This is a genomic window from Nocardia sp. NPDC060249 (genome assembly GCF_042728755.1).
Classification (GTDB): domain Bacteria; phylum Actinomycetota; class Actinomycetes; order Mycobacteriales; family Mycobacteriaceae; genus Nocardia.
Genome location: NZ_JBHXAQ010000001.1, coordinates 474,519 through 486,646 on the forward strand (window position 1 = coordinate 474,519; position 12,128 = coordinate 486,646).

The 12,128-nt window shown below is 70.0% G+C and carries 12 protein-coding genes; 7 read left to right on the forward strand and 5 right to left on the reverse strand.

Annotated elements, in window-relative coordinates:
* Positions 1-22: 22 nt before the first annotated feature.
* The gene (cofC, locus tag ACFWFP_RS02120; RefSeq protein ID WP_379292685.1) at positions 23-694 is read right to left on the reverse strand and encodes a 2-phospho-L-lactate guanylyltransferase; all 672 of its coding nucleotides are present in this window, start codon (positions 692-694) and stop codon (positions 23-25) included.
* 31 nt (positions 695-725) lie between these two features.
* On the opposite strand from cofC, the gene ACFWFP_RS02125 reads away from it, so the two are divergent.
* Positions 726-1,721: an NAD(P)H-dependent glycerol-3-phosphate dehydrogenase gene (locus ACFWFP_RS02125; protein ID WP_379292687.1), complete on the forward strand. Its 996-nt coding sequence runs from the start codon at positions 726-728 to the stop codon at positions 1,719-1,721.
* A gap of 44 nt (positions 1,722-1,765) precedes the next feature.
* On the forward strand, positions 1,766-2,857 hold the full coding sequence (locus ACFWFP_RS02130; protein WP_379292688.1) for a D-alanine--D-alanine ligase family protein: 1,092 nt from the start codon (positions 1,766-1,768) through the stop codon (positions 2,855-2,857).
* A gap of 66 nt (positions 2,858-2,923) precedes the next feature.
* Here ACFWFP_RS02130 and ACFWFP_RS02135 read toward each other — a convergent pair whose 3' ends face one another.
* Complete coding sequence (locus tag ACFWFP_RS02135) at positions 2,924-3,673, reverse strand: DUF3515 domain-containing protein (protein ID WP_379292689.1); 750 nt, start codon at positions 3,671-3,673, stop codon at positions 2,924-2,926.
* A gap of 119 nt (positions 3,674-3,792) precedes the next feature.
* Between ACFWFP_RS02135 and ACFWFP_RS02140 the strand changes: the two genes are divergently transcribed.
* The 3 genes from ACFWFP_RS02140 to ACFWFP_RS02150 are packed head-to-tail and all read left to right on the forward strand — an operon-like array spanning position 3,793 to position 5,793.
* Positions 3,793-4,797, forward strand: a complete 1,005-nt coding sequence (locus ACFWFP_RS02140; protein ID WP_379293724.1) for a thiamine-phosphate kinase — start codon at positions 3,793-3,795, stop codon at positions 4,795-4,797.
* 11 nt (positions 4,798-4,808) lie between these two features.
* Positions 4,809-5,492: a uracil-DNA glycosylase gene (locus tag ACFWFP_RS02145; protein WP_379292690.1), complete on the forward strand. Its 684-nt coding sequence runs from the start codon at positions 4,809-4,811 to the stop codon at positions 5,490-5,492.
* A 49-nt stretch (positions 5,493-5,541) separates the two neighbouring features.
* The gene (locus ACFWFP_RS02150; protein WP_379292691.1) at positions 5,542-5,793 is read left to right on the forward strand and encodes a hypothetical protein; all 252 of its coding nucleotides are present in this window, start codon (positions 5,542-5,544) and stop codon (positions 5,791-5,793) included.
* Between the two features lie 208 nt (positions 5,794-6,001).
* On the opposite strand, the gene ACFWFP_RS02155 is transcribed toward ACFWFP_RS02150, so the two are convergent.
* The 3 genes from ACFWFP_RS02155 to rpmB form a co-directional block, all read right to left on the reverse strand.
* Entirely contained in the window at positions 6,002-6,790 is a 789-nt protein-coding gene (locus ACFWFP_RS02155; protein WP_379292692.1) for an enoyl-CoA hydratase/isomerase family protein, read from the reverse strand.
* Between the two features lie 9 nt (positions 6,791-6,799).
* The gene (locus tag ACFWFP_RS02160) at positions 6,800-7,306 is read right to left on the reverse strand and encodes a GNAT family N-acetyltransferase (protein ID WP_379292693.1); all 507 of its coding nucleotides are present in this window, start codon (positions 7,304-7,306) and stop codon (positions 6,800-6,802) included.
* A gap of 99 nt (positions 7,307-7,405) precedes the next feature.
* Complete coding sequence (rpmB, locus tag ACFWFP_RS02165) at positions 7,406-7,597, reverse strand: 50S ribosomal protein L28 (RefSeq protein ID WP_011210730.1); 192 nt, start codon at positions 7,595-7,597, stop codon at positions 7,406-7,408.
* Between the two features lie 313 nt (positions 7,598-7,910).
* On the opposite strand from rpmB, the gene ACFWFP_RS02170 reads away from it, so the two are divergent.
* Both ACFWFP_RS02170 and recG read left to right on the forward strand, forming a co-directional pair.
* The gene (locus tag ACFWFP_RS02170) at positions 7,911-9,869 is read left to right on the forward strand and encodes a DAK2 domain-containing protein (RefSeq protein ID WP_379292694.1); all 1,959 of its coding nucleotides are present in this window, start codon (positions 7,911-7,913) and stop codon (positions 9,867-9,869) included.
* On the forward strand, positions 9,870-12,128 hold the full coding sequence (recG, locus tag ACFWFP_RS02175) for an ATP-dependent DNA helicase RecG (RefSeq protein ID WP_379292695.1): 2,259 nt from the start codon (positions 9,870-9,872) through the stop codon (positions 12,126-12,128).

Consider the following 12,128-nt stretch of genomic DNA (forward strand, 5'->3'; position numbering starts at 1 on the left):
CCGGTCCGATTGTGGCGATCAGCTAGCACACGGTGCGAACGGGATCACCTCTGTGCGATGAGAATCCGAATTCACGCAGGGTCGAGGTGGTGAATTCGCCGACGCCGAGCGTGCGGACGAGGTCGAGATCCTCGGGGGTGTCGACATCGCAGCGCAGGCCCGGCCAGTGCCCGAGCAGTGGCACGGCGCCGTCGTCGCGGTGTGCGCGCGCGGAATCGGCGCCGAAGCGGGGCGACAGCGGCGCGGTGCGGTCGCGGATCAGCAATGCCGCGGTGCCGGTACCCGTGTGATCGATCACCACCGATCGCGCGCTGACGGCGACGGCGAGCACGTCGGCCAGCTCGGACGGGCGAAGGGCGGGCAGGTCGGCTTGCAGCGCGAGCAACGCGGTGGGGCCGTGGCGATCGCGCACGTCGGCGGCGCCCGCGGCGAGCGCGGTGTTGAGCGGGTCGGCGCCGGCCGGTGGCTCATCGATCACGCGCGCGCCGAGCTCGCGCGCGCGGGCGGCGACCAGCGGATCGGGAGTGACCACGGTCAGCGACAACAGCTCGGGCACCGCGGTCGCGGCAACGGCGGTGTCGGTGAACATGGCCAGGACGAGCTGGGCCCGCTGCTCGGTGCTCAGCACGTGCGCCAGCCTGCTCTTGGCCCGGCCGATGTGTTTGACCGCCATCACGGCGTGCACGGTGTGCATAGTTCCGATCCTTGCATGGCATATTGGGCTGATGACGAGGGCGGCGGTTATGGGTGCGGGGTCGTGGGGTACGGCGTTCGCGAAGGTGTTGGCCGAGGCGGGGACCGAGGTGACGATCTGGGCCAGGCGGCCCGAGGTGGCGCAGGCGCTCGATACCGAGCACCGCAATCCGTTCTACCTGCCCGGCGTGCAGTTGCCGCCGGTGCGGGGGACCGATGATCATCGGGTCGCGCTGGACGGTGCGGATCTGGTGGTGCTGGCGGTGCCGTCACAGTCGCTGCGGGCGAATCTGGATCTGTGGAAGGGCGATATCGGGTCCGAGGCCACGCTGTTGAGTCTGGCCAAGGGGATCGAGACCGGCACGCTGCTGCGGATGAGTCAGGTGGTCGCGGAGGTCACCGGGGCCGAGCCGGGGCGTATCGCGGTGCTGTCGGGTCCGAATCTGGCGCACGAGATCGTCGAACGTCAGCCGGCGGCCACGGTGATCGCCTGCACCGACACCGAGCGGGCCGAGGCCGCGCAGCGCGCCTGTGCCACCGGGTACTTCCGGCCGTACACCAACACCGATGTGATCGGCTGCGAGATCGGCGGTGCGTGTAAGAACGTCATCGCGCTCGCCTGCGGCATCGCGTCGGGAATGGGATTGGGCGACAACACGGCGGCCAGCCTGATCACGCGCGGGCTCGCCGAGGTGATCCGGCTCGGGGTGGCGCTCGGCGCGCAACCGGTGACGCTGGCCGGGCTGGCGGGTGTCGGCGATCTGGTGGCTACCTGTACCTCGCCGCTGTCACGCAACCGGTCCTTCGGGTACGCGCTCGGCGCCGGTGGCACGATGAGCGCCGCGCAGGAAGCGACCAATGGGCAGGTGGCCGAAGGTGTGAAGTCGTGCACATCGGTGCGGGCACTGGCCGCCGAGCACGGGGTGGAGATGCCGCTCACCGACGCGGTGCACAAGGTGTGTCATGAGGGGCTATCGGTGAGCGAGGCCGTCGGCAGCCTGCTCGGCAGGCGGATCAAGCCCGAATAAGGGCGATGGCGCCATAGCGGCGAGAACCTACTACGGTGACGTTCATGACGGAACGGATCAGGGTAGCTGTGGTGTTCGGCGGGCGCAGCAGCGAGCACGCCGTCTCGTGCGTGTCGGCGAGCAGTGTGCTGCGCAACCTCGATCCCACCCGCTACGAGGTGGTGCCGATCGGCATCACCCCGACCGGCGGCTGGGTACTGGCCGACGGGATCGGCGAGCTGGCGCTGAGCCATGGTGTGCAACCGCAGGTCGACGCGTCGGGAACCGCCCTCACTCTCGCCGCCGACCCCGGCCGCTCCGGTGCGCTGGTCGCCCTCGACTCGAGCGACGTTCTCGGCAATGTCGATGTCGTGTTCCCGATCCTGCACGGACCCTTCGGTGAGGACGGCACGCTGCAGGGCATGCTCGAACTGGCCGGGATTCCCTACGTCGGCGCGGGCGTGCTGGCCAGCGCGGCGGGCATGGACAAAGAGTTCACCAAGAAATTGCTGGCCGCCGAATCATTGCCCGTCGGCGTGCAGGTTGTGCTGCGCCCGGGCACCGAGACCCTGTCCGAGTCCGACCGGGCCCGGATCGGCCTGCCCGCCTTCGTGAAGCCCGCGCGTGGGGGCTCCTCGATCGGCATCACCAAGATCACCGATTGGGCCGATCTCGCCGCGGCCATCGCCGCCGCCCGTGCGCACGACCCCAAGGTGATCATCGAAGCGGGCATCATCGGACGTGAAGTCGAATGTGGCGTACTGGAATTCGCCGACGGTGAGGTGCGCGGCAGTGTGGTCTCCGAGATCCGGATGCCCGATGCCGACGCGGCCGCGCCCGAGTTCTACGACTTCGCCACCAAGTACCTCGACGACGTGTGCGAATTCGATGTGCCCGCCAAGCTCGACGACGATGTCGCCGACGAGATCCGGGAGCTGTCGGTGCGCGCGTTCCGCGCGCTGGACTGCCAGGGGCTGGCGCGGGTCGACTTCTTCGTCACCGAGAACGGTCCGGTGATCAACGAGATCAACACGATGCCCGGCTTCACGCCGATCTCGCAGTACCCGCGGATGTGGGAAGCCACCGGCATCGACTACCCGACGCTGGTGTCGACGCTGATCGAGACGGCGGTCGCGCGCGGAACCGGGCTGCGGTAGTGCTGTTCGGCCGCAGGGCTTTCGGCGGTTGCGCGCGCGAAAGCCCCACGGCGCCAGGCCATTAGCTCAGAGATCGCCCGGAGTCGGTTCGCGGGCAGGCAGATTCGCGTCGATGACGTCGGACACCGTCTGGACCGCGCTGGTGCCGGAGCCGTCGGGGACGGTCAGGGCGATGTAGGTCTCGCGGTCGACGGCGAACCAGGTGCCGGTCTTGCCGGCCTCGTCGCGGACCTGGAACCACTTCACGCCATCGATCACCGTCAGTGGGGACGCGCGGTTGAATTCGAGGGGGCGGTCGAGGCCGCAGCGCAGCGTGATCGGGTCGCCGCCGTCGGGGAGCTGCCAGGCGCGGGTGGCCGGCGGGGCGGGCTCGACGAGGGTCGCCTTGGTGTAGTCGCCGAGATCGGCGGGCAGGGCGGGGAGCAGTGTCTGACAGGCCGGGCCGTCGGCGGCGGGGGCCGGGACCGGACCGAGGGCGAGGGGTTCGCGTTCGACGGGGGCGCGCAGGGCGATGAAGGCGGCGACCAGGACGGCGACGATCAACACGACGGGCAGGGCGACCGCGGTGGCGATCAGCGCGGGGGAGTGGTGCGACTCGAGGTCGGCATCGTCGGAGTCCTCGAAATCCGAATCCTGCGCGTCGCTGTCCGTGTCGGCGTCGAGCCCCGTCTCGGCGGCGGGGTCTGCGTTCGCGCCTTCGCCCGACGTCGGCTTGTCGTCCGCTGCCGGCTTGTCGGCCGACGACTTCGCGTCGGCAGTGGCGGTGTCGTCGGGGGTGGTCGCCTCGTCGCGATCCTCCGGTGTCGAGTCCGCCATAACTGTGTGGTCCTTCCGTTCGCAGGTTCGCCTGCACCGTCGGTGGTGCCCGATCGCCTCCGAAAGGGTACCGTCGGGGCGATTTCGTCGGTCAGCAGCACAGTGGGAAGGGGTCGGTCATCAGCGAGGACAGCCGTCCGCGGACGGTGCGTGAGCTGGGCGAATTCGCCTTGATCGACCGGATCAACGCGGGTCGGGAGCAGGCCGCGCACGTGCTGCTCGGCCCCGGCGACGACGCCGCGCTGGTCGCGGCGCCCGACGGGCGGTTCGTGGTGAGCACCGACATGCTCGTCGAAGGCAGGCACTTCCGCCTCGACTGGTCCTCGCCCGTCGACATCGGCCGCAAGGCCATCGCCCAGAACGCCGCCGATGTGGTGGCGATGGGCGCGCGGCCGACGGCGTTCGTGGTCGCGCTCGGCTGCCCGGCCGACACCCCCGTGCCGGTGGTCGAAGGAATCGCCGACGGGATGTGGATCGAGGCGAGCCGCGCCGGGGGTTCCATCGCGGGCGGCGACCTGGTGCGCAGCGAACAGCTGATCGTCTCGGTGACCGCGTTCGGCGACCTCGGCGGACAGCCCGCGATCACCCGCTCGGGCGCGGTGGCCGGTGACATCGTCGCGGTGGCGGGCGAACTCGGCTGGTCCGGCGCCGGGCTGGCCGTCCTGACCGGCGACGCGGACCTCGCCGACCCCGGGTTCACCTATGCCCTTGCGACACATCGTGTTCCGCAGCCGCCGTACGCGGCGGTGATCGACGCGTTCGGTACGCACACCCCGACCGCTCTCACTGATGTCTCCGACGGGCTGCTCGCCGACCTCGGGCACCTCGCCGCCGCCTCGAACGTCGCGATCGACGTGCACAGCGCGGCATTGACCGACCCGGAACTGGCGGCCCTCGCGACATTGCTCGATGCCGATGCCGCGCAATGGATTCTGGCCGGCGGCGAAGACCACGCCTTCGCCGGAACCTGGTCCGCGGATGTCGGGCTACCCGCGGGCTGGCGGCCGATCGGCGTAGTAACCGCAGGCAGTGGGGTCACGGTCGACGGTGTGGCACCCACCGGCGGCACCGGCTGGGAATCGTTCCGTGGGGCGGACGCCACACCCACCGGCGACGAACGATAGGTTGTGCGGTCATGGGTGCCAAACCACTGTCGGAGATCATCGATCCGGGCTGGGCCCGGGCACTGGAGCCGGTCACCGACCGCATCAGCGAAATGGGCGAGTTCCTTCGGGAAGAGAATGCCGCGGGTCGCGGCTATCTTCCCGAAGGGGAGAACGTGCTGCGCGCGTTCCAGCGCCCGTTCGACGCGGTGCGTGTGCTGATCGTCGGCCAGGATCCGTACCCGACACCGGGCCACGCGATGGGGCTGAGTTTCTCTGTCACGCCGCAGGTTTCGCCGGTCCCGCGCAGCTTGTCCAACATCTTCGCCGAGTACAGCAAGGACCTCGGCTTCGATACGCCGACCTGTGGTGATCTGAGCCCCTGGTCGGATCAGGGTGTGCTGCTGCTGAACCGGGTACTCACCGTCACCCCCGGCGCGCCCGCCTCGCACCGAGGCAAAGGCTGGGAAGCGGTCACCGAGCAGGCGATCCGCGCGCTGGTCGCGCGTGACGAGCCGCTCGTGGCCGTGCTGTGGGGCAACGACGCCCGCTCACTGAAGCCCACGCTGGTCGCCGCCGAGGTGCCCTATGTCGAATCGGCGCACCCCTCACCGCTTTCCGCCTCGCGCGGGTTCTTCGGTTCACGACCGTTCTCCCGGGTCAACGAACTGCTCGACGAACTCGGCGCCGACCCCGTCGACTGGCGGCTGCCCTGACCCGGGGCGTCGCCCGCACCAGAAGAGAATGATGAAGGAGCACAACCAGATGCACATCTCCACCGTTCGCGCTGCCCTCGCGACGGCCGCCGTCGCCGCCGCCATCACCGCGGGCGCGGGCTCGGCCACCGCCGCGGGCCTGCCGCTCGAGCCCTACAACGAGCAGGCCGCACCGGTGGCCACCACCCAGGTCGGCGAGGAATGGACCTCCACCGGCACCTCGACCATCTCCTCGGGCGTGAACGCCAAGGTGACCTGCCTGCTGCAGAACACGTTCAGCGCCCTCGGCGCTGCGTGCTGAGTTATCGGCGGCTGGCGCCGCGGGGTTTTCGGCCCTGAGGGCCTCGCATCCGAAGGGCGATACTGCGCCTTCGGCGTTCCGTCTCGCCCTTCGGATGCGAGGCGGCCGAAAACCCGTGGTGGCCTGAGTCCCGGCGTGGCGTTGGTCGCGCCGGGTGGGTCGGTTCAGTCGCGGGAGCTGGTGACTTCTACGTCGGAGTTGGTGGCTTCTAGGTAAGGCCGACGTAGTTCGGCTTGCGCTTGCCCACGAAGGCGTCTACGCCTTCGCGGCCGGTGTTGCTGTTCGCGGCGGCCGAGATGCTGTCGCGTTCGGCGTCCAGCTGCTGGTCCAGAATCGCTGTAGGCGACTGGGCCAGCAGCTTTTTCATGGCCGTGTAGGTGGCGCGGGGGCCGTTGACGAAGGTCTGCGCCACGCGCAGGGCTTCGGTGCGGATCTCGTCGTCGGCGACTGTGCGGCTCAGGATGCCGAGGCGGACGGCTTCCTCGGCGTCGAGAACGGCGTCGGTGAGCAGGATCTCGCTCGCGCGACCGAGGCCGACGATGCGCGGCAGCAGCCAGGACATGCCGCCGTCGGGGGACAGGCCGATGCCGGGGTAGGCGGGGCGCAGTTTCGTCGAGGGCCCACCGATCGCGATGTCGGCGGCGCAGACCAGGCTCATGCCCGCACCCGCCGCCCAGCCCTGCACCGCGGCGATCACGGGGACCGGGGCGGCCGCGAGCGCGCGGACGAACTCGTGGAGTTCGTCGGCCAGCTGGTGCAGGTAGGCGCCGCGGTCATCGGCCGCGGCGAAGTTGCGGACATTGCCGCCCGCGCAGAAGTTCGCGCCCGCGCCGGTGAGCAGGATCGCGCCGACCGACGGGTCGAGGGCGCGCAGGGCCGCGGTGCCCGCGTTGATCAGGTCGAAATCCATCGAGGTGCCCGCGGCGGAGGTGGCGATGGTCAGCTGGAGCACGCCGTCGATGATCTCGGCGGCGGCGACCGGTTCGGTGGTACTCATGGCGTCACACTAACCCGGTTCGCGTCGCCACAATTGTTCGGGCAGCAGGGTGAACGGGTCGGTGCGGCGGATGCCGGTGTCGGTGAAGCCGTGCCTGCGGTAGAAGGCGTGGGCACGCGGATAGGCGGCGAAGACCCAGAGGGTGCACGGCGATCCGGGGGCGGCCGCTTCGATCAGGGCGTCGGCGATGCCGGTGCCGTGCCAGGCGCTGCGGACGTAGAGCGCTTCGAGTTCGGCCTCGGTGCGCGGGCCCGGGTCCGCCGGTCGACCGGGCACGGGCAGATCCCGCCCGGCCGCGAAACCGATCAGCCGGTCGCCGGCCAGCGCGACCGGCAACCGGTGGGTGCCCGCGGCGCGACGCCGTTCCCAATTGATCGCGGAGCGTTCGAGGTCGAAGCCGTCGAGGATGTGGCCGGGGACGAGCGCGTCGTAGGCCTCACGCCAGGTGGCGATGTGGCACGCGGCGAGGTCGGTGACCCGGTTCGCCGTGAGCGGCGCGATCCGCCAGTCAGACACGGCGAGCTCGTTCGGCGCCGCTGGGCCGTTGTACGACAAAGCCCCGGACCACCCACGAGGGGTGCCGGGGCATTGTCGGCAGAATGTACGGGCTGAAAATCAGCCGCGGACGACCTTGCCCGCCTTCAGGCAGGAGGTGCACACGTTCATCCGGCGGGTGTTGCCAGGGGCAACCTGCGCACGCACGGTCTGGATGTTCGGGTTCCAGCGACGGTTGGTGCGCCGGTGCGAGTGCGAGACCGACTTCCCGAAACCGGGGCCCTTGGCGCAGACGTCGCAAACGGCAGCCATGTCGCGAGCTCCTTCATGTCATAAGCGGACAGCGGCGCACGTAGGCCCGCTGAACCGGAAACTGATGTCGTCAAATGCCTTGCCGACTGTCGTCGGCCAGCGCAGACCCACGTGGGCCGCACAAAGCAACCCTGCAAGACTAGCGGGCCGGGCCTCGAAGTTCCAAACCGGGTATCCCGGTCGACCCGCCGAGCGCGGCCCGGCGGACAGCCTGTCCGAGGTCAGCGTAGTTCGGTCGGTAGCTGCCGCTAACCTGGCGTGCGTGCTCGGCGCGCGGGTACGCAGAACGGGGAGCGAGGTGGCGGTGGCGCACGTGCGGGAGTCTCTCGACGGCCACGATCTGCTGGTCTGGGCCCGCGGTTGCCGCACCGACCTGGAGCTACGCCGCGCGGAGATCGACGCGCTCAACGTGTTCCCCATCGCCGACGCCGACACCGGCACCAACCTCCTCGCCACCATGCGAGCCGCCGTGGCGACGGCGGAGCGGGCGGTGCTCGAGGTGGAGGACGTCACGTCCCACCTCGTTGCCCAGGCCTTGGCCCGCGGCGCGACCACGGGTGCGCGCGGCAACTCGGGCATCATCCTGTCTCAGGTCCTTCGCGGGATCGCCGAGGCCGTTGTCGCTGGTCCGTTGACCGGTGCCCGGCTGCAGGAGGCACTGCGACGGTCGGCCGTGCTGGTGCGCACGGGACTGAGTGCCCCGGTCGAGGGCACGATCCTGACGGTTCTCGACCGCGCCGCCGCCGCTGCCGCCGAGGTCACCGAACCGTCCCTGGACGCGGTGGCCCGCTCCGCCGCCGAGGGCGCCGCGCGTGCGCTGAGCCGAACTCCGACCCAGTTGGGCGTGCTGCGTGCGGCGGGAGTCGTCGACGCGGGGGCGCGCGGACTGCTGGTGTTGCTCGACTGCCTCGTGACCGAAGTCTGCGGTGAGGCACCCGCGCGAGTCAGATACACGCGGGGCGAACGGGCCGACCAGGGGCCGCAGCGGCGACCCGACGACGGCAACGCGCAGGGTGTCACTCTGCTCGGCCGGTCCGGTGACATCGATCACGGACGTGCGCGCGACGGCGAGGGCGAGGCCGTATCCGACGGCCGGGAGCGCCGGCTGTCCGACGCCCGCGACGAACACGATCACCGCGATCAGGACGCTGATCCGCACTTCGAGGTCATGTACGTGATCTCCGGTACCGACGAGACCGCGGCGGGTGGGCTGCGCGATCGGCTCGCCGTTCTCGGTGATTCGGTGGTGGTGGTCGGCGACGGTGACAGCACCTGGTCCGCCCACGTGCACTGCCGCGACGCGGGGGCGGCGATCGAGGCCGGGCTCGCGGTGGGCACGGTGACGAGCATCCGGATCGAGAGTTTCGCGGTGACCGCGCCGCACGGCGGCCACCACGAACCCGGCCACCACGATCACCGCCACCACACGCAGGGCGCCGACCGGCTCGGTGCGCGGCACGGGACGGGTGCGCGAGACACCTCTGCAGTGTGCGCGCAGGTTGCGAGCGGTGCCGGTGATCGACTGTCGCGTCCCGTGGATGGAGACGTCCTTTCCGTCACCGGCGGCGCTCGCGACGGGCGCGTCTTCGGCGATCCCGCCGCGCGCGGTGTCCTCGCGGACCGCGGTGTCCTGGCGGTGGTCGCCGGCGCTGCCGCCACGCGCCTGTTCGAAGATGGCGGTGCGGTGGTGTTGCGCGGGGATCGGCAGGTCGACACGAGCGCTCTGCTCACCGCGATTCGGCGGATGCCGCACCGTGAAGTGCTCGTCTTGCCCAATGGCGCCCTGCCGGCGCACGAACTCGTCGCGGTCGGTGTGGCCGCGCGTGACGGGTCGCGGGATGTGCTGTTGCTGCCGAGCGCGTCGATGGTGCAGGGCCTCGCGGCGCTGGCGGTGCACGATCGCGGCCGGATCGCGGTGGACGATGCGTTCGCGATGTCGGAGGCGGCGGCGACCACGCGGTGGGGTGCCTTGCGAGCGGCCCGGGTGCGAGCCCTGACGATGGTCGGCATGTGTTCTCCCGGCGACGGACTCGGACTCGTCGGCCAGGATGTGGTGGTGATCGACCCCGATGTGGTCGGCGCGGGACGCATCCTGCTCGACCGGATGCTCGGTCTCGGAGGGGAATTGGTGACATTGCTGATGGGCGCCGACACGGGGCCCGAGCTGGCGCAGGTGCTCGCCGACCATGTGACGGCCGGTTTCCCCGGCGTCGAGGTAGTCGTGTATTCCGGTGGACAGCAAGTGGATCTGGTGCAGATAGGGGTCGAGTAGATGGCGACGTTGAGTGACCGGCTCGACCATGTGCTGGGCGTCAAGGCGGCCGACCGGCTGACCGAGGCGTTCGACATGACCACGGTCGAGGATCTGTTGCGCCACTATCCGGTGCGCTACGCCACGCAGGGCCAGCCGCTCACCGAGGAGGAGCCGGAGGAGGGCGCGCACATCACCGTGATCGGCCGCATCACGAAAACCGAACTGCGCCCGATGAAGAACCGGCGCGGCTCGCTGTTGAAGGTGCAGCTCGACACCGGCGCCCAGCGGCCGCTGGAAGCCACCTTCTTCAACGGCGACAAGGTGCGCTATCTGGTGAAAGAGGGTGTGCGAGCGATGATGTCGGGCACCGTGCACTGGTGGCGCCCCGATCGCTGGAACCTCTCCCACCCCGACTACCTGATCCTGCCCGACAAGGCCGAAGCGGGCGTGGAGGAACTCACCTCCGTGCGCGGCAGCGGCGCGCTGCGCGGGCTGGCGCAGAGCGCGAAAGGCGCGGGCGGAGTGGATGCCTCGTTCTTCGAACGCGAATTCGTGCCCGTGTATCCGGCGACCGCGAAGGTCCAGAGCTGGGACCTGCTCGCCTGCATCCGTCAGGTGCTCGATCAGCTCGACCCCATCGAGGACCCGCTGCCCGCCGACCTGCGCGAGGAACGTCAACTGCTCCCGCTGGCGGAAGCGTTGCGGCTGATCCACCTGCCTGAGCACAAGCTGGATATCGAGAAGGCCAGGGACAGACTGCGTTTCGACGAGGCGCTCGCCTTGCAGCTCGTGCTGGCCGAACGCCGCCATGAGGTGGAGGGCCGCACCGCCCCGGCCTGCCCGCCCGCGGCCCACGGTATCGCCGCCACCTTCGACGAGCGCTTGCCGTTCGAGCTCACCGAAGGCCAGCAGCAGGTGCTCGCGGAGATCTCCGAGGACCTGTCCCGTACCCGCCCGATGCACCGCCTGCTGCAGGGCGAGGTGGGTTCGGGCAAAACGATCGTGGCGCTGAACGCCATGCTCCAAGTGGTGGACTCGGGGCGTCAATGCGCCCTGCTCGCGCCGACCGAAGTCCTTGCCGCCCAGCATTACCGGTCGTTGCGGGCCATGCTCGGCGACCTGGGCAACGCGGGCGAACTCGGTGCCGCGGAGAACTCGACGAAGGTCGTGCTGCTCACCGGATCGATGTCGACGGCCGCGAAGAAGGCGGCATTGCTGGACGCGATGACCGGTGAGGCGGGCATCGTCATCGGCACCCACGCGCTGATCCAGGATGCCGTCGAGTTCTACGACCTCGGCCTCGTGGTGGTCGACGAACAACACCGCTTCGGCGTCGAACAGCGTGACGCGTTGCGCGCCAAGGCGAAAGACGGCATCAGCCCGCACCTGCTGGTGATGACCGCGACCCCGATCCCGCGCACCATCGCGATGACCACACTCGGCGACCTCGAAACCTCCACGCTCACCCAGCTACCCAAGGGCCGCTCACCGATCGTGTCGAAAGTCGTTCCGCGCAAACTGCACCCGGGCTGGGTGGATCGCGCGTGGGAGCGCATCGTCGAAGAGGTCGGCCAGGGCAGGCAGGCGTATGTCGTCTGTTCGCGCATCGGCGAGGATCCCGACGCGCCACCGGCCAAGGGGAAGAAGGCGGAGAAGGAAGGCCCGACCACCGCGGCCGCTGTGGAGATGTACGAGACGCTGAGCGCGGGGCCGCTCGCGGGCGTGCGCGTCGGCCTGTTGCACGGCAGGCTGCCCTCCGATGAAAAAGACCACGTGATGCGCCAATTCAACGACGGCGCGATCGATGTGCTGGTGTGTACCACGGTGGTCGAGGTGGGTGTCGACGTGCCGAACGCGACCGTGATGGTGATCGTCGACGCCGACCGGTTCGGCGTGAGTCAGCTGCACCAGCTGCGCGGTCGCATCGGCCGAGGCAAGCACCCGGGCCTGTGCCTGCTGGTCACCGATGCCGCGCCCGGCGGGACGGCGATGGCGCGACTGGAGGCGGTGGCGGCGACCACCGACGGCTTCGAACTCTCGGTGCTCGATCTGCGGCAGCGTCGCGAAGGTGACGTCCTCGGCTCCGCGCAGTCCGGTACCGCCCGGTCGCTGCGGTTGCTCTCGCTACTCGACGACCTCGAGGTGATCACCGCCGCACAGGAACTCGCCCGCCAGGTCGTCGCCGAGGACCCGGGTCTGGTGAAGCACCCGGGCTTGGCGGGCATGATGCACGCCGCCGTCGACGGCGAACGCATCGAATACCTCGCCAAGTCCTGA